This is a genomic window from Candidatus Bathyarchaeota archaeon (assembly GCA_026014725.1).
GTDB lineage: Archaea > Thermoproteota > Bathyarchaeia > Bathyarchaeales > Bathycorpusculaceae > Bathycorpusculum.
Genome location: JAOZHV010000044.1, coordinates 337,757 through 355,138 on the forward strand (window position 1 = coordinate 337,757; position 17,382 = coordinate 355,138).

Annotated in this window: 19 protein-coding genes; 9 read left to right on the plus strand and 10 right to left on the minus strand. The window is 43.4% G+C overall.

The genetic code is table 11. The annotated features are described in order from the left end of the window. Positions 1-110 precede the first annotated feature (110 nt). From NWE95_09255 to NWE95_09265, 3 genes are all read left to right on the plus strand, one after another. Positions 111-1,193, plus strand: a complete 1,083-nt coding sequence (locus tag NWE95_09255; protein ID MCW4004081.1) for a flippase-like domain-containing protein — start codon at positions 111-113, stop codon at positions 1,191-1,193. Between the two features lie 20 nt (positions 1,194-1,213). Further along, on the plus strand, positions 1,214-1,663 hold the full coding sequence (rimI, locus tag NWE95_09260; protein ID MCW4004082.1) for a ribosomal protein S18-alanine N-acetyltransferase: 450 nt from the start codon (positions 1,214-1,216) through the stop codon (positions 1,661-1,663). Positions 1,664-1,737: 74 nt separating this feature from the next. Beyond that, positions 1,738-2,022, plus strand: a complete 285-nt coding sequence (locus NWE95_09265; protein ID MCW4004083.1) for a hypothetical protein — start codon at positions 1,738-1,740, stop codon at positions 2,020-2,022. A gap of 48 nt (positions 2,023-2,070) precedes the next feature. Here the strand turns inward: NWE95_09265 and NWE95_09270 are convergent, their stop codons facing one another. The 3 genes from NWE95_09270 to NWE95_09280 all read right to left on the minus strand — a co-directional run bounded on the left by NWE95_09270 (position 2,071) and on the right by NWE95_09280 (position 6,940). Continuing rightward, positions 2,071-3,447 carry an NADP-dependent malic enzyme gene (locus NWE95_09270; GenBank protein MCW4004084.1) on the minus strand — a complete coding sequence of 459 codons (1,377 nt, stop codon included), beginning with the start codon at positions 3,445-3,447 and terminating at the stop codon, positions 2,071-2,073. A gap of 120 nt (positions 3,448-3,567) precedes the next feature. Further along, on the minus strand, positions 3,568-6,213 hold the full coding sequence (locus NWE95_09275) for a PQQ-binding-like beta-propeller repeat protein (GenBank protein ID MCW4004085.1): 2,646 nt from the start codon (positions 6,211-6,213) through the stop codon (positions 3,568-3,570). Between the two features lie 184 nt (positions 6,214-6,397). After that, positions 6,398-6,940 (minus strand): single-stranded DNA-binding protein, encoded by a 543-nt coding sequence (locus NWE95_09280; protein MCW4004086.1) that lies wholly within the window; start codon positions 6,938-6,940, stop codon positions 6,398-6,400. Between the two features lie 193 nt (positions 6,941-7,133). Here NWE95_09280 and NWE95_09285 point away from each other — a divergent pair, with 193 nt between their 5' ends. After that, positions 7,134-7,862, plus strand: coding sequence for a glutaminyl-peptide cyclotransferase (locus NWE95_09285; GenBank protein MCW4004087.1), 729 nt, complete (start codon positions 7,134-7,136; stop codon positions 7,860-7,862). Positions 7,863-8,019: 157 nt separating this feature from the next. Here the strand turns inward: NWE95_09285 and NWE95_09290 are convergent, their stop codons facing one another. Both NWE95_09290 and NWE95_09295 read right to left on the minus strand, forming a co-directional pair. Then, a complete protein-coding gene (locus NWE95_09290; GenBank protein ID MCW4004088.1) occupies positions 8,020-8,394 on the minus strand; it encodes a hypothetical protein in 375 nt (124 codons plus the stop codon). A 107-nt stretch (positions 8,395-8,501) separates the two neighbouring features. After that, positions 8,502-8,942 (minus strand): hypothetical protein, encoded by a 441-nt coding sequence (locus tag NWE95_09295; protein ID MCW4004089.1) that lies wholly within the window; start codon positions 8,940-8,942, stop codon positions 8,502-8,504. Between the two features lie 217 nt (positions 8,943-9,159). On the opposite strand from NWE95_09295, the gene NWE95_09300 reads away from it, so the two are divergent. Together NWE95_09300 and NWE95_09305 are read left to right on the plus strand one after the other, a co-directional pair. Beyond that, complete coding sequence (locus NWE95_09300) at positions 9,160-10,140, plus strand: FxLYD domain-containing protein (protein ID MCW4004090.1); 981 nt, start codon at positions 9,160-9,162, stop codon at positions 10,138-10,140. 84 nt (positions 10,141-10,224) lie between these two features. Then, positions 10,225-11,079, plus strand: coding sequence for a hypothetical protein (locus NWE95_09305; GenBank protein MCW4004091.1), 855 nt, complete (start codon positions 10,225-10,227; stop codon positions 11,077-11,079). Between the two features lie 48 nt (positions 11,080-11,127). Here the strand turns inward: NWE95_09305 and NWE95_09310 are convergent, their stop codons facing one another. After that, positions 11,128-11,328 (minus strand): hypothetical protein, encoded by a 201-nt coding sequence (locus tag NWE95_09310; protein MCW4004092.1) that lies wholly within the window; start codon positions 11,326-11,328, stop codon positions 11,128-11,130. 204 nt (positions 11,329-11,532) lie between these two features. Between NWE95_09310 and NWE95_09315 the strand changes: the two genes are divergently transcribed. Further along, the gene (locus tag NWE95_09315; GenBank protein MCW4004093.1) at positions 11,533-12,882 is read left to right on the plus strand and encodes a hypothetical protein; all 1,350 of its coding nucleotides are present in this window, start codon (positions 11,533-11,535) and stop codon (positions 12,880-12,882) included. Here the strand turns inward: NWE95_09315 and NWE95_09320 are convergent. The 4 genes from NWE95_09320 to NWE95_09335 are packed head-to-tail and all read right to left on the minus strand — an operon-like array spanning position 12,879 to position 15,578. Then, positions 12,879-13,898 (minus strand): radical SAM protein, encoded by a 1,020-nt coding sequence (locus NWE95_09320; GenBank protein MCW4004094.1) that lies wholly within the window; start codon positions 13,896-13,898, stop codon positions 12,879-12,881. The two genes, NWE95_09315 and NWE95_09320, sit on opposite strands and share 4 nt — an antisense overlap. A gap of 42 nt (positions 13,899-13,940) precedes the next feature. Beyond that, positions 13,941-14,444 carry a CDP-alcohol phosphatidyltransferase family protein gene (locus NWE95_09325; GenBank protein ID MCW4004095.1) on the minus strand — a complete coding sequence of 168 codons (504 nt, stop codon included), beginning with the start codon at positions 14,442-14,444 and terminating at the stop codon, positions 13,941-13,943. Positions 14,445-14,454: 10 nt separating this feature from the next. Continuing rightward, entirely contained in the window at positions 14,455-15,018 is a 564-nt protein-coding gene (locus tag NWE95_09330) for a hypothetical protein (GenBank protein ID MCW4004096.1), read from the minus strand. Next, a complete protein-coding gene (locus NWE95_09335; protein MCW4004097.1) occupies positions 15,015-15,578 on the minus strand; it encodes a PadR family transcriptional regulator in 564 nt (187 codons plus the stop codon). Before NWE95_09335 ends, NWE95_09330 begins: the two co-directional genes overlap by 4 nt. A 202-nt stretch (positions 15,579-15,780) precedes the next feature. On the opposite strand from NWE95_09335, the gene NWE95_09340 reads away from it, so the two are divergent. Together NWE95_09340 and NWE95_09345 are read left to right on the plus strand one after the other, a co-directional pair. Further along, positions 15,781-16,431 (plus strand): DUF447 family protein, encoded by a 651-nt coding sequence (locus tag NWE95_09340; GenBank protein ID MCW4004098.1) that lies wholly within the window; start codon positions 15,781-15,783, stop codon positions 16,429-16,431. A 5-nt stretch (positions 16,432-16,436) separates the two neighbouring features. Next, complete coding sequence (locus tag NWE95_09345; GenBank protein MCW4004099.1) at positions 16,437-17,381, plus strand: kinase; 945 nt, start codon at positions 16,437-16,439, stop codon at positions 17,379-17,381. The last annotated feature ends 1 nt before the right edge of the window (position 17,382 follow it).

Genomic DNA, 17,382 nt, shown 5'->3' on the forward strand with positions numbered 1-17,382 from the left:
GGGCTACTAGAAATCACTCATCTATTTTTCAAGTGAACTTTGGTCGCAATTTGGACAAAGTATATAATCGCTTGCTTATACCCTCGTTATTTCAGGTGCAATAAACCGACATGCAAGCTCCTAAAGCAAAGATAACTTGGAAGACAGTGCTTTTTCCAATACTAGGTTTAGTCGGTTTCTTTCTTTACATTTACCTCTTCCAAGTCGACATTTTGGGCATAATAGTAACGGCGCAAAGAGCAAACCCGCTTATTTATTCGCTAGCAGTACTTTTCGGTTTACTGGAAATACTTTTCTTCACAGCTTCATGGCGCGCACTCACAAATCACCTTTGCATTAAAATGACACTGAAAAAGGCATACCTCTATGTTTGGTATGGCATCTACGTTGATATTGTTGTCCCAGCCGAATCAATAAGCGGTGAAGCAGCCAGAGCATACTTGCTAACCAGAGACCAATGTGGCTCTTTCGGAAAAGTGTTAGCTTCACTCTTCACTCACCGCTTGCTAGGCATGGCCATGAATGTGATTATCCTAATTGCAGGCATGGTATTACTTTCAATAGAGGGCCAAGTCTCCATAGTTGTTTTTAATTTCATAATTTTCATCGGCGCATCCATAACAGCCATAATAGCCATACTACTTATCCTATCATACAAGAAAGCATGGATGCTAAAAGCAATCAGCACAATAACAGGCTTCGCTGCAAAAATTACCAAGGGAAGATGGAACCTCGACAAGCTCAAACACGACGCCATAGAAATCGCAGACCACTTTCACAATTCAATGATTGAATACCGACACAACCCTAAACCGCTTGCAATCTCCATGTTCTACCTAACAGTAACATGGTTGTTTAGCTTAAGCATACCTTACCTTGTTTTCCAAGCACTCAACTATCCAATTTCATGGGGCATAATCTTAATCACCTCAGCCATAGTTTTAGCCGTCAAATCCATCCCCATCGGCATACCCTTCGAAGTCGGCATTCCAGAAGCAACCATGACCACGCTCTACATTTCAATGGGTGTCCGCCCAGAAATAGCAGCAACCGTTACCATCCTAACAAGAGTAATAACACTATGGTTCCGCTTTTTCATCGGCTTTGCCGCGCAACAATGGCTTGAATTAAAACCAGTCCTATCAGCCGCCAATGGAAAGACAGAAAAAACTAAAATCACACCTCAAACCTAATACAATTTAAGACCAGCAAAATGGAATTAAAAATCGAAACAGCAACTATCACACATATAGACAAACTTTATCGAATCGAAGAAGCCTGTTTTGACCAAGAAGCTTTCACTAAACGGCAAATAGCATACCTTCTAACAGATTACAACAGCATTGCACTCTTAGCCAAAGCAAACAACGTCATTGCTGGGTTCATAATCACACAAATCGATATAGATGAATATAGCCAATTCGGGCACATAATAACCATAAACGTACCTCCAAACTATCGACGCCGACACGTTGCCACTGCGCTGATCCGCGAAACAGAGAGAATACTCAAAGAAAAAGGCATAAAAGAATGCCGCCTCGAAGTTCGAGAAGATAATCACGCAGCTCAAAAGCTATACCAAACTCTTGGATACCAAATCACAGGCAAACTAGACAATTACTATGGGAAAAAACATGGTTTACACCTCAAAAAAAGCCTCTAAACTTACCAGCCGAATGTTAGGGCGGAGTAAAACTTTAAAAACGATGATGCTGTAAGCCATGTAGGTGGGGAGAGATGGGAGACTCCAGAGGTAGGAAATCGAACGAACAAACCCTTGTCCGAACCATCGTGTTTTTGATACGCAATACAACTTGGAGATGCGGTAAGCTCGAAAAATCCATCGTTAAACATCTCTACAAGCGACATGAAAACTTCGGCAAACCAGGCGTTTCAGTGCGGGAAATAATGACAAACCTCAACATTACTGGCGAGAAGAAAGATGAATGCCTCGATGCTCTGCGCAGGCTTGAAAAAAGAAATATAGTTAGAATAACACTACTGCCAGCACCAAAGCTGTAACCTATTCATTTTTTATTTTAAATCACTTGCTATATACAAAAAAAGAGGTTACTTTAGGAGTTCGTCTTCGCTAGGAGGCTTTTTTATCAAGCCATGTTTCATTAATAACTCAGTCGATTGTCTAGCGTTTTGTATAATAGCGCAAGCACGCTCGTACAGTTCCTGTTTGCTGGGTTTAATTCTGGCTACGCCTTGCTCGATGGATTTTAATGCGCATGCAACAGCTTCTCTTGGGAAAACTTCCCACTCATCCATTCTAGGCAAAAGGTCTTCTTCGCTAATTCCTCGCTCCTCGGCATAATTAGCCAGCTCTTGCGCTGCTGCAATGCACATGTCATCTGTAACAGTCTTTGCCTTGACATCCAACACGCCGCGGAAAATTGCAGGAAAACCAAGACTATTGTTAACTTGGTTTGGAAAATCGCTACGTCCTGTTGCGACAATCCGTGCTCCAGCATCTTTAGCGTCCCACGGCCAAATTTCTGGAATCGGGTTAGCACAAGCAAAAACGATTGCATTTGAAGCCATGGTTTTTATCCATTCCTTTTTTATCGTGTTTGGACCAGGCTTTGAAGCTGCAACAACAGCGTCCACACCTTTGAACGCTTCGGCGATACCTCCTGTTCTTCCCTCAGTGTTGGTCTTCTGGGTAACATCATATTTCCATGGGTCATCTGCTTTGGTGATGTCTTCTCTTCCCCTGTGGATAACTCCTTTGCTGTCGGCTAGGATAATGTTGCCTGGCTTTACACCCCACTGCATAAGCACGTAAGCAGTTCTGATGTTGGCTGCGCCTGAACCAATCAGTGTGATTAGACTTTCTTTGGGTTTTTTACCGACCAATTTGAATGCATTAATCAAGCCTGCCAAGATAACTGTGGCTGTTCCCTGTTGGTCATCATGCCAAACTGGAATTTGCATCTGTTCACGTGCTTTTTCGAGAACGTGAAAACATTTGGGTTTTTCTATGTCCTCAAGGTTAATGCCGCCGAATGATGGTTCCAATGCCTTACAAACCCTAACGATTTCATCTGGGTCTTTAGTGTTTAAGCAGATTGGAAACGCATCCACTCCTCCCAAGTACTTGAAGATAAGCGCTTTGCCTTCCATAACGGGCATTGCCGCTTGGGGGCCAATGTTGCCTAATCCTAAAACACGGGTGCCGTCAGAAACCACTGCAACGTAGTTCCAGCGGTTGGTTAGCTCGAAGGATTTTTCTGGGTTTGCTTGGATTTCTCTGCAGGCGGCTGCAACGCCTGGTGTGTACCATATTGCAAAGTCATCTATGCTTCTGATAGCGCATTTGGGGATAACTTGCATTTTTCCCTCGTAGAATTTGTGCATTGGTGGTGACAGTTGCGCTGGCTTTTTGGCTTTGGCAAGCAACTCGTCAACAGTGGGTTTACTTTTTGGAGTGTGAGCCATAGAGAAGTCTCCTGTTCAAACGCTAAAAGTGCTGACTGATGGTTTTAAGGATTTCCAAGAAAACAAGCATTCTTCTAATAAAACCAAAAAAAGAGAGGGGGTGATTTAGTGCCGTTTTATTTACGGTCGTTTTCTCAAGATTAACACTGTGGCTATAGCTATTGCAATTATTACGGCGATTACGCCACCGATGATGTACATATCAAGTGGCGGTAGAGTGCTTTGTTGCTGTGGTGATTGCGTTGGTGCAGGTTCACCAGCATAGAACGATGTTTCAGCGTATGTTCCATAGTATGATTCAGAACCAGCAAAGGAAGCGACCACTCTGTAATCGCCAGGGATGTCAGGCGTCCAAGTCAGGGTGAACATTCCACTGCCGTCGCTTGTTGTAGTTCCGATGTCTCTAAAGTTATTGTTAGAATCAAGAACACTGATAATAATTGGAACTCCAGTTATGTTATTGGGCATTGGCTGCTGCATATAAACGGCTTCCATAAATGAACTCATGCTTTCTTCAGAAACAGCAGGCAAACCATTCGGGAAGTTTGCAGCCACTGCTTGTTGCTTTGAGCCAGCAGATATGTCGTAGATTGTACCGCGAATCACTATGGGCGTGTTGGTTGTTACTCCAACGCTGGGTGCGGTAACGCTCATTTTGGTGGGTCCTTTACCCCATGCGTATATCTGGTTGTCATAAGCATTCAAAGTTGTCATGATTCCATCAGCGACGGCAGGTGCACTAGTTACGTCAAATGCTTCTATGCTCCACACAAGTTTGCCATTCGTTATGTTAATTGCTAGCTGATTCGCATTGTGGAATAGAGGTGGACTGTACATGTGCCCTTCTGGAACGAACAGTTTGCCGTCAGCAACGGTTCCCACCGAGAAAGTCCATAATGGTTCTACACCGTAAGGTGACTCGTAACCACCGCTCGGCGTATGATACTCCCAGCGAAGCGCTCCTGTTGTGATATTAAAAGCGTAAACGTCTCCACCGTAACACCAAATGTAAGCGACACCATCAGCGACAACGCAGTTTGCTCCCAATGAAGAATATGGACTAGCATTCGGCAATGAGGTTGGACCCCAAATCTTTTGTCCTGTTTTGAGACTGTACCCTGTCACTGACAGTGTTGATTCAGTAAGTTCAATACGAGCGCCGTTGCCTGCCCAGTTTCCACCAGTGTAGACAATGGAAAATGGCACTTCAGTAACATTGAATGGCCCCCACAGTAATTCGCCTGTTGACGCTTTGAATCCTGCTTCTTCTTGCCAGCCTGGTTGATAAGCGAATTGCGCGCTGGCTGTTCCTTGCAAGTATACCACGTCATCTTTAACGCTTACTGCTGAAACACTAAGCAGGTAAGACGGAAATTGCATGCCAAAAAAGGTCGTCAGGACAGTAAGTGAATTGCCGTCTGTGTCTGTAGCGGGCAGGGGTTTTGACCATTGCACCCCGTCTTGAAAGTTAAGTTGACCACCTTTTGGCGGTCTCCACATCCATTGATCGGCAACTGGTTCTCCACCAGCGTAATTAGCTACGTTCTTGTTGATGCATACTGTTGAGTTCCACATGCTCAGAGAAGCTTGAACTTCGCCAGTCACAAAGTTTGTTGTACTGTTAACGTAGTAACCTATCAACGAGCCATGTTCATCATTCACAATTGTCATAGAAGGCGTGCCAGTGATATTGAGAATCCAATTACCAGTCATTGCATCATACATAGCCATGTACGAACCGGCAGCCATAAAACCAGCTGCAGACACTGGTATGGACCATAGGTATGCGAGCGCCCCATATTGGTTAGGCGTAATGTAGTTGAGTATTTGGCCGCATCTGAGAACTTCATTGTTGATTTCTGAGGCTTCCTTTGTCCAAATTTCTTCTCCTGTGCGTAAATCAACAGCAGTCCACCCTTCTGGGTGTGTTGAACTGCCTGGATATCTGGTGTAGTAGAGTATGCCTTGGATTATGATTGGCGCGAACTTTGGTTCATACTGAGATGTTGAATAGTAATTGCCTGTTTCACTGCCACCATATTCTCCGCCGATGATGCCGCCGAACGCTTCAGGCTTAGTCCAAAGAATGTGGGCGCTGTTTGGTGCAGTAGTGTATGGTGCGTAGTTTCCGCCATCAGGACTATACATTCCGGTGGATGCAAAAGTTGATTGACCAAGACCTAACCAGTTTCCACCAATTATGTACCAGGCATTGTTCTCGCCATAAATTGGGCGTGTCCAGTACTCTGTTGGTAATGGAGCCATGGGTTCGAAGGGTATTTGCTCTTCTTGTACTGTCAAAACGTATTTGTTGCTTTCACTAGGTTTGAAATAGTCGCCAACGCTTGGGTCTGTGGATGGTAAACCGCTAGGAGTATTTAGACCCAATATGGTTTCTCCGAGAAACTTCATTTGAAAAGTATAATTGCCAAGCTTAGTTGGCGTGTATGTTGTATATGTGCCGCCAGTTGCGTCAGATGTAAACTTTCCAAGATTTTCAACTGTTCCATCAGGATGAGTGACCTCTACTGTAATGTTTGTCCACCTGTCACCATACTGTGCACTTGCAGTTGGTGGCGGTATGTTAACCCAGAAGTTCACGTTGACGCGTTGACCAATACCGATTGGATTAGGTGAAACGACAATGAACGAATAAGTTGGAACCTGCCATGGCGGATCATGCGCAAAAGTAGGTAAAATAGCCGCCATCATTGAAAATGCTAAAATTACAACCGTGGCAATAGCCAAAAATTTCGTCAATTGCATTTTTTATTCTCCTAAAAGTAGCTAGGTTGTATATGCACTAAGTTGGTTATAAAATTTTTCTAGTTTTTCAGTCCTTTCTCAATTACAAAACATAAGCAGTTATCAGTAAAAAAATAAGAAATCAATACATGAAATTAAAAAAATCAAAAAAGAGAATAGTTTACTAACTCAACATGTTGGAAGCTCAATATCTTGGTCGATATCCGCCGCCACCGCGACGATCACGATCTCTCCCGCCGCCGTATCCACCGCCACCGCGCCTGTCTCTGCCGCCATATCCGCCACCGCCAAATCCTCGTCCGCCGCCACCGCGTCTGAATGGTCGTCTTTGCTGTTCATATGTTTTGCTTGAGACGTTGTTTTCTGTGTTTACCTCTGCTTCTAGAGGGGTTTCTGCCAGTTCAAGTTTGCCGTATTTGCCAATATTTAGGCGTATGTTTCCTTTGAATAGCGTTACGTAGCCGTTTTCTATGCGGATGGTGTCTTGCTCGTTGACTTTTTCAATGTTGTCATCCCACAGTGTTAGGTATACCACGCCTGTTTCATCGCCCACTAATGCATCACATACTTTGTGGGGTGAACCGTCTCTACCCATCGGGATTTCTCTTATCTCTGTTTTGGATACTACTTTGGCCGTGACATTAACTGCTTTAGATTGCGGAGTTAAGTCGCCGACTTTTGCTTCTACAGGTTCCTTTTTGTTTTCGAAAAAACCTTCAACAGCCAATTGATTTCAACACCTATTTTTGTAGTCTGACACATGTTAGGATTCTCTCTACACTTAAGTGTTTCGCTTTGCTGTTTTTGTGGTGTTTTTAGCGTTGTACATATTAATGTGGTTGTCATTTTTCTGTTCCATGGAAAAGAGGTCTCTGTTAGCTTTAGTTCTTATTATCGTCGTTCTCACGGTAGTGGTTGGTTTGGTTGTTTGGAATCTTAATTTGTTTTCTGAGAAGTCTCCAATAGTCTATGGTTACAGTGTTATTGAGACTTTTCCTCATGATTCTAGCGCTTTTACTCAGGGTTTGGTAATAGACAATGGTGTTTTCTATGAAAGTACTGGGGGGTATGGTGCTTCTGTTTTGCGGCGTGTTGATTTAGTAACTGGGGCAGTTTTGGCGCAGGTTGAGTTGTCGGCGGATTTTTTTGGTGAAGGTTTAGCTATGGTTGACGGGTTACTTGTTCAGTTGACTTGGGAAAATAATATTGGTTTTGTATATGATAAGGAAACGTTGACTTTGCTGGGTAATTTCACTTATTTAACGGAAGGTTGGGGTTTGACTTATGATGGAAACAAGTTGATTATGAGTGATGGAACATCAAAGTTGTATTTTCTTGACCCTGTGACTTACCAGAAGACAAGTGAGGTAACGGTTTATGATGGTGAAGTTTTGCTTGAGAGAATCAATGAGCTTGAGTATGTTAACGGTGACGTTTACGCTAACATTTGGTACGAACAGAGAATCGCTATTATCAACCCACAAACAGGACAGGTTAAAGGTTACATAGACTTAACTGGAATATACCAAACAGATAACCCAGAAAACACTCTAAACGGAATAGCCTACGACCCAAAAACAGACAGACTCTTTGTCACTGGCAAGAACTGGCCAAATCTCTATCAGATAACAATAAAACCCAAAACATGACTGACTTTTTTTCTATACGATATTTATTACTACAAACAGTGGCTATGCCGCAGAAGTTTGTTGCTTTGCCGATAAACCCTATCCCCCTATAAAAAGCAGTGATTTTTCAGCATGCTTTGGTATTAAAAGTCACTAATACAGCCTAACGCCCACACTTCTATTTGTTAGAAGTTACTTGCTCAACTGGTGCCTTATCCGTTGCTAGTTGTTTTTTTATCATTAAGTAGAGCGTTAAGAATAACGCGGCGGCTATAATTGCGGCGGTGGCACCCATGATGAGCCATGCTGCCCAAGAGGGCAAAAAAGTTTGTAGGTACCGCAGGGAACCGATGAGAATGAAGAGCGCCGCTGAACCTGCCATGGAGATGCCCAGCGCCAAAAGTACAGCGCCAATTATGGTGATTATTAAGATTTTTTTGAGGCGTGGTTTTAGGGCTTCTTGTTGTTTGGTGAGGTACTCTTTGAGTACTGCTTTTAACTCGTTTAGGAATGAGATTATTAATTCTTTTAATGAAATTTTTCCGTCGTCCAAAACTTTAACCCCGCAAGCGATTCAGCGCAGCCTGCCAATCGCTAAAGAGGTATGGCTGAACTGCTTATTTTAAGGTTTTGTCACAGCGAACAAACTGTAACGCGCGTCTACTGTGCGCTCTTCATTTCCTCTCTAAACGTTTCTTCAAGCGTCTTCTTGTTGATTCCAATCTCTTCTGACAGCCGCTTAACCTGCTTTACGTAGGTTCGAAATAGGCTCTGTAAAATTTCGGCTTTTTCAGTCTCAGAAAGCTCTTTCTGCTCTGCCAGCAATAATGCAAACCACTTTCCCAAATTCGTAAGCTGATAGGCTTTTATCCAGATGATTCTGCCTTCCTTCTCATTTTTTTCCATGCTCTCATTCAAAACACCCAAGGCAGTAAGGGCTTTGAGGTTCTCTATGATGGTCTTGTTAGAATAGTTGAGCTTTCTGACAAGGTCTTTTTGATAAATGTTCTTTGAAATGCCCTGCTTCAGCGAAAAACGCAACAGATCCACACCTGCCTTTGAACCAAATATTGCAGAGAGAATCTTGTCTTTCTTCTCCATAGGAAGAAAAACTACATATGGATGTAACTTTTCATTCACAGTAATCCCAGCCTCATAAATATCTCACAATTTTACTTTTTAAGATTACGCCTAAACTTCCAAAGAAACTGGCTCCCATAATTTACAATAACCCAATTTGGGGTCAGATTTTGAAAAACTGTTTTATACTACAACCCTCGTTCTTTTGGAGTAAACTGCAAGAAGGGCGCTCATCCTCATGAAAAAATCCGCGATAACCTTGATCTTCCTAATAGTCGTATCGTCCTTGACGCTTACTTTATTTTCAACTGCACAAAGCCAAACCGTGTCAGAAGACAACATCAAAGTGCTCAGTTACAGCTGGTACGTCAACAGTGAAGGCATTCTGATGGTCGTGGGTGAAATCCAAAATGTGGGTACTAATACCATTCGTGAAGTTATATTGGAAGGAGATATATTGACCTCAGAGGGTATTCATGCGGAATGGGCTACACAAGCATGGGTTCTAGACCTCCTCCCGCAACAAAAAGCGCCATTCATTATGGCTTTTAACAACCCCCAAAGTAGCAATGGATTATGGTACGCCTACCCTGACATCACCGACGCCGTGTTCAAAGCCTACAAACCCCAAGCAACAACTGACTACCTCTACCCAGACCTACAAATAACCGACCACTCAAACATAATCGACTCAAATGGCACTTTCTGGGTCAACGGGCACATCAAAAACACAGGCACCCAAACAGCGAAAAACATCACTGTAGTCGCAACATTCTATAATGCAGAGGGCACAGTGGTAGCAGTTGGATTCACAGAAGAATTCCTAACCCCTCGCAATCTGGAGCCGCAAGGAACCGCTTCATTTAAGGTTCGCGCCTTTGACCTGCCCCAAGACGAAATTCCGGACAACAAAAAAATCAAGAACTATTCTCTTCTAATACAAGTCATGGCACCCATACTGCAAGGCGAACCGCCTGCGAATCAGCCAACTTTGCCCCCAAGCTCCCCACCCACCGCCGAACCAACTCAAAACCAAGAAACAGGCATTAACCGCCAGACATTGATATCCGCCATAGCAATAGGCATAGTAATCGTCGCCATTGTTGGAGCAGTTCTGCTTGTTAAGAAAATCAAAACGCAACCGCCAAAAAAAGCTCCCTCAAAAGCCACACTAAGACCGACAAAAAACGCAACCTCTAATCAAACTGTAAAAAAATGATATGGAACTTTTTGATAATTCAAAAACTACCAAGCTCCCCAAATGTGACACCATTTAAATATTGCCTTTATACATAAATTGCCCATGAGCTTTAGAGCACAAACCAGTCCGCATAGTAGCGCCAAAACACAAACCAAAAAAACCATACGTGACAAAAAAATCAAAGAGAAAAAGCAACGGGCAACAGCCAAACAGCAAATCCAACAAGAAACCCCAGAGGCGTCGCCTCAAGAAATTGTGGAAAAAACTCTGAATCGTCTTGAAAAACTGGGTAACCAAATTTTTGCTCTCTCACCGTTTAGCCAATACTTTGATGATTGGTTCATAAACCTCAAACAAACCCTTACGGAATTCGAGTCTAACCCCGTTATAAAAACCGATGAGCAGTACCTTGAAGAACAGACCCAAATCATGCAAACCGTACAAGCCACACTTGCTGAAAAAAGACTTCAAGAATCAACCCTAACAGACGAAGCAAAAGCGCTCGCCGAAACTAACCACAAAATAGTCGAAGCTGACAAACAGTACGCAGAAAAAACAAGAGAACTAAGCAACAAACGCAACACCGATGTTCAACGCCTAACCACAAAAATCCGCCAACTAGAAGACGAACTTGCCGCACAGCAGAACGTAAAAATCGGCTTTTTCAAATTCAAAGAAAAACGACTAGCACAGGAAAAACTAGCCCAAACAACAAAAGACCTCAAAGCCGCTAAAAATGAGTTAGAAGTTACTTTACAGAACTTCACAGTTGAACAAGACAAACTCCATGACAGCTATCAAAAAACCAAACAGCAACTCAGCGAAGAATCAGACCGTCTTCATAAGGAACTGGAAAAGTTGGAAACTGACACCTCTAAAGATGCGCGGCAACAAGCATGCAACGCGTTGGCTAACAGTATTAAGGCTCTAATGCAAAGAACCCAGCCAATAGGCTAGGGCTAATCAACACTTTAGTTGCTTTTATTTTATAATTTTAAATCTTGTTTACTTTTCAGGATTTGGTTCTGAGCCGTTTATTAGAGTCTTGAGTGATTTAACTTCATCCCGAAGAGCACCAACTTCTTTCTCAAGAACGACGGCTTTTGCGTCAGCCATTTTTTTGAGCTCTTCGATTTCAATTAACAGGTTCTTTTTCTCAGCTTCTAGGTTCTTGATTTTTTCAATGTTTTCTTTGAGACTGCCCATGATGTTGTTTCCCCTTGGCGCTTATTAGTTTGGTTGTTTTTGCACTTAAGACTTTTGCAACCAGACGCTTAGGGGACGCTCCCTATGAAAATAAACTTGTAAATTGGCTGTTAAACAGAAGGCGGAGTTCTTCTAATAGATGCAGTTTTATATAAGAATTTGTTAGTAAACATAAGTGTACTTTCCTTTGTGGATTGTGTATAAATGAGAAAAACGATATTTAAAAAGCTGGAAGCTCAGGGGCTGATTGCAAACTATAACCGTTTGCGCAAGAATTTGCCCCCTAAACTGCCTGATCGCGTTTTTATTTGGGATGAAACTTTCAGAGAAGGCATCAAGGCACCCACGGTTTATTTAACTTACGTGGAGCAGGTTAGGCTTGCTAAGTTGATGGATGAATCAGGTGTTGCCATAATAAACGTGGGCTTTCCAGCGATATCTGAAGATGAGAAACGGAACGTTAAGCGTATTGTTAACGAGAGCTTTAGCTATTCAAAGCTTACCGCTTCAGCTGAACCTACAAAAAACAGCGTTACTGCCTGTTTAGAGTGCGGAATCAAAGAAATAACTATTGAGTCACCCTTTAACGGCTTGAACCTTCAATACAAGCTCAAGATTTCCAAAGAACAAGCTCTCCAGAGAATAGCTGACAGCATAGAATATGCAAAAAAACATGGTACAAACGTGAATTTCGTGCTCATGGATGGCACCCGAACCCCAATAGAAGACATCTTGCAGGCTTTCGAAGCAGCCGCCAACGCTGGCGCAATTCGCCTAGGAATAGCTGACACTGTGGGTTTTATAAGACCGCTTTCTATGCGCTATTTGATATCCCACATTCGAGATGGCTTGCCTGAGTCTATTAGAAAGAAAATCCCCCTCTCCATTCACTGCCACAATGACTTCGGCTTAGCCTCAGCCAACACGTTAGCCGCTATGGAAGAAGGTGTATCATACCTGCACACTTGCATTGCGGGTTTTGGTGAACGTGCTGGGATAGCGCCGTTTGAAGAGGTTGTGACAACTGCAGAGCTTCTCTATAACATTGACACTGGAATTGATATGGGCAAGATTTACCGTATTGCGCAATCAGCAGAGAAAGCGTTTGCCCTTCCGATTCAATTTCACAAACCGATAATCGGCGAGAACATTTTCACGCATGAAGTTGAGGAAGAGGTTGAGGAAATGATGTCTCAACCACTCATTTACGAGCCCTTCCCGCCTGAAATCGTGGGCAGAGAAACCATGATTTTCATCGGCAGAAACACAGGTCAAACGCTCATCCAAAAACTCTTAGAAAACGCTGGAATCAGAGCTTCGCCACGCCAAATGGACGAACTCTTTAGACGCATTAAGGGTCCACAAGAAAGTCTCGACAAAGGTGAAGCCCAAATGACGTACTATCAAGTTAAAAAACTCATGAAGGACCTTCTCAAAGGGTATACCATGGAACAGTTCTGGCGCTTAGTTGAGCAAATAACAAGGCAAAAACCGAAACCGCAAAAAATTGACAAGAAACAATTGCAGGAAACCGCTGACCAACTGATAACCTAAAACAAAAGTTGCCTCTTTACCTTCTCTGTTTCTTTTCGGCTAAGAGTCGTGGGATAATTGTAGATGGGACCACTGGGCTTTTCATTGTAAAACGGACGATTACAGTCAGGACAACCAGAAGTTCGAAAAGCCAAGCCACTGTCGATTTCAGCTTCCAAATTTTGCCTTGTTACCCCGAAACAGATAATGGTGCCTTCATCATTAAAGCGCATATCCTCAACTCTAGCTTTCCCATTGACGATTAAGTGTCTGGCAAGTTGAACACGCCTATAAGACTCCAAAGGTGGAGGCAATTTTTCTTCCATTGCTGTGCCGCGCACTGGTGTAAAAGCAAAAAGCGCTGGCAATACGCTCATGTCAACGCATTTCTGAATAATCGCAACAGCTTCTTTCTCGGTTTCGCCTAACCCAAGAATCAAATGAGTGCTAACGTTGCCTCTTCCAAAAACAGCGTTCGCATCGTTGAGAAGACGGAATTGGCTTTCCCAAGAATAGGTGCCGCCTGCGTCTTTGCCCTTAACTTTGTCGAACAGTGCCTTGGTTGCGGCATCTAGTGCTATGCCTAACCTGTCAACGCCTGCTTTTGCCAGTAGCTTCATGTTTTCTTTGTTGAGGGGTTGACAAGAAACCGAGACAGGAACGGCGGCGTGTTTTTTGATTTCTTTAACTAACGCAACAAGATGAACAAAAACGCTGGGGTAATTTAGGGCTTGGATGCAGACTCGCTTGATTTTTTCCTTATCCGATGTTACGCTTAGCGCTTTTAGAACTTTGGCGGTTGGGAAGGCTGGCCATGTGACTCTGGACAAAAGTTCAGTATTGCTTTTGCTGCCTCTTGCTTGCGGGCAGAAACCACAGTTTGCTGAGCACTTGCCAGTCTTGTGCGTCATTAGGTATGCCGTTGTGGGCTCCGCATCCATTTTTCCTTCCAGAAGACCAAGAACGATGGCAGTGCCTACGGAAACTCGAACTTGCGCTGGCAGTTCAGTTTTGTTTTTGAGTTTTGTTTCTGGCAAAGGACGCACCGAAATTTATGTGAAAGTAGTGGTGGCGATAAGTTAAACGTTTTTTCTAGTTAAGCTGATTATGCGGCTTGTGAGTGAGAGCAAAAAGAAGCCCATAAAGGCAAACTGAACAAAGCTAAACATTGCTTGTACTGGTGAAATTAAGGTTAAGGCTATACCTATATAGAGTGCACTTCCCAGGTACCTGCCTACTGGGTCATAGATTTTTTTGGCATAGTGACTTGTAACTAAGAATTGACCAAACGCTGCGATTATGAGTAGAAGTAACCAAACGGGGTACAATCCGCTAACGTAAAAGATTGCAAATATACCAATTACGAAACTAAAGTCAGTTGTAGCGTCATAGTAAGCGCCAAACTTTGAGGTCACATTGAGCTTTCTGGCTAAGTAGCCGTCCACTGAGTCTGTGGCTACACAAAAAGCAAACAGAAGCAAACATGAAGTCGCATTGCCTTCATTAAAGAGGAAAAAGAAGAGCGGGAGAAATGCGATTCGTAGCGAAGTTATCGCCGTTGGGATAACGATTAGGTATTTCATGGCTGCACCCTTAGGGTGTTATGTTTTTTGCAGCGTTAAACATGTCTTGCGCGGCAGTCCCGCCTCTGAAAGCTTGTAGCGTCGCTATAAGGTTTCCGTTGGCGTTCTGCACTTTCGTGTTCATGTTTTCTTGTGCATGCAAAGGATCCATGCCTCCTGCAATAACCATGACTACTGTGTCGATGCCGTTTAAGTCTCCGATTCTGTCAAGGTGGTTTGTTATTGTTGGTCCAGGGTTAAAGTCGTAAATTGGCCAGCCCAATACCAGCAGCGAGTATTTGGATAGGTCGGTTGGTGCTTGCGCGCTTGCGGTTGTGATTTCTACTCGCCAGCCGCTGGATACAAGTCCATCAGCGAAGGAGTAGGTTACGTTTCGTGCAAAGTCTGTTAAGCCTGGATGGTAAATGATAAGAGCGGTTTTTGCGCCTTGCGCGTTTAGTACTTCAACGTTTGAGGAGACTTCTCTGTAAACGCTCCATTCAAGGTAGCCTACGATGCCGATCAGCACAGCCAAGATAATCAGTAAAGTTGTCAGCAAGATTTTCTTCCACCTTTTCTGTGGCCAAAACCTCAAGTTTTCACCTCCGCTTTTGCGTGTTCCTTGAGCATTTTTAATGCTGTGTCTGCCCACTCTACGCTGGCTTGAGATATGCTCTTGCCAAGCAGAATCGTGAGTAACACGTAAAAGTGGGATTCGTTTTGGTTTAAGATTGGTTTGATGTTTTCAAGGAAGAGATTCATGGTCTGCAGGGTTTTTTGGTTTCTGTCCTTGAACTCTTCAATGTGTTTTTGGTTTAATTCTGGATAAGCTTGGTCGCCAAAGATTAGTTTAAGCAGAAACTCGTACTTGTGAACTTCTTTTTTTGCAGGTTTGACAAGCCAAGCTTGCAGTTCTTTGATTCCTGTAGCGGTGATTGTGTAGACTTTGCGGTTGGGACCATTTTGGTTGATTTCTACTTTTTTGGTTATGAGCTTGTTTTTTTCAAGTTCTTTTAGTGTTGGGTAGATTTGTCCGTAGCTTAGGTCCCAAAAGTAACTCATGCGTGTTGCCACGGATTTTTTTATGTCATATCCGCTCATGGGGTTGTGGCTTAAGAGGCCCAGGAGAACATATTTTGCGTTGTTGCCTTTCATTACGATTGCCTTCCTTATAGCTTATTGTTATATATCACTTAGATATATACCTTGCGGATATAGACTATCACATTATAACCCCCTGACTTTTTGGCTTGCGACAGGTGTTTGTTTGGCATAACTTTATTATTCCACTGTGAAAATTTACACTCGGTTGAAAAAGAATACTCATGCCCATCCAAAAGGGCTCTGGGTTGGTCAAATGGCACAGTTAACTGATTTAGGCTTCGTGAAAGGCGTAATTTTTGAGACCATACTTTCAACCTACAACAGTGATGGAACACCCAACGCTGCACCCATGGGCATTACCATGCAGAACCAGCAAAAACTCACGTTCAACCTGTTTGATTCCTCAGCAACCAGCCGAAACCTCAGAGCCAACAAATGCGGAGTCATAAACCTAACAAGCAACATAGAGCTTTTCTACAAAACCGCCTTCAAAGAAGCAAACCCAAACGGAAAACTACCCACGGAGTGGTTTGAGAAATCACAAACCGTTAATGCCCCTAAGTTGCGCTTGGCTGATGCAACAGTTGAAGTTACAGTTGCAGGCATAGAGTCGCTTGACGATGAGAAAAATAGAGTCTTCTTGAATGTGGAGCGGATTGATGCCGTGAGGAGTTATCCGCAAGTTTACAACCGTGCGATGGCATTAACTTTGGAAGCCATAATCCATGCTACCCGCGTAAAAGCGTTCATCAACAGTCCCCAAGAAAAAGAACGTGTTGGCAAGCTTTTGGAAATGATTAAAAACAGCGATGAAATTGTAAACCGCGTAGCTCCCAACTCAGCGTATTCTACGGTTATGGCTGATTTAACGAAAAGAATCGACTCTTGGAGGAATAGGCAGTGAAGGTTTTGGTTAAGACTCCAGCTAGGCTTCATCTTGGATTAATAGATATGAACGGTGATTTGGGGCGGATGTTTGGCGGCTTAGGCGTAGCCATAGATCACCCAAACGTAATAGTCGAAGCCGAACACTCAGAAAAATTTGTGGTCACAGGTCAAGAAAAAGAGTTGGCAACAGTTCTTGCTCAGCGGTTCTTCTCTACTTACCACGTACAACCCAAAGTTCACCTCAATATTGTTGAGGCGATTCCATCACACGTGGGCTTAGGCTCAGGCACCCAACTCTCCTTAGCGGTTGCGGTTGCGCTTGCAAAGCTCTTTGATGTCAAGGCTTCTGTTCCTGAATTAGCAACTGTCATGGGGCGTGCCAGAAGAACATGTGTTGGCACCGCAATCTTTCAGGGCGGCGGTTTTGTAGTTGACGGAGGCAAAAACCTCAAGCACCAAGAAATGTTTCCACCTCTAATCTATCGCCAACCCTTCCCCAATGAGTGGCGCTTTATCGTAGCTGTGCCGAACTTAAAGAAAGGCTTAGCCAACTCAGAAGAAAACACAGCCTTCGACAAACTAACTAAAATGCCTGCGCAAGACGTTGCTCAAATTTGCCGCTTAATTATGCTTAAGCTTCTTCCAGCCATAGCTGAAAAAGACATAGAAAACTTCGGTGATGCCCTCACAAAAATCCAAATCTTAACAGGGAACCATTTTGCACAAGCTCAAGGTGGAACATACCACAGCCAAGCAGCGGCAGATTGCATAAGTTTCATGAAAAACGCTGGAGCTTATGGTGTAGGGCAGAGTTCTTGGGGGCCAGCGCTCTACGCAGTTGTGAAAGAAGAGCAGGCAAAGCAGATGCTCGCAAAAGTTAAGGCTTACTTGCGCCAAGGTGTGGGCGGGCAAGTTTTCATAGCAAAAGCAAACAATAAAGGCGCAAAAATAAAAATAACCAAGTGAC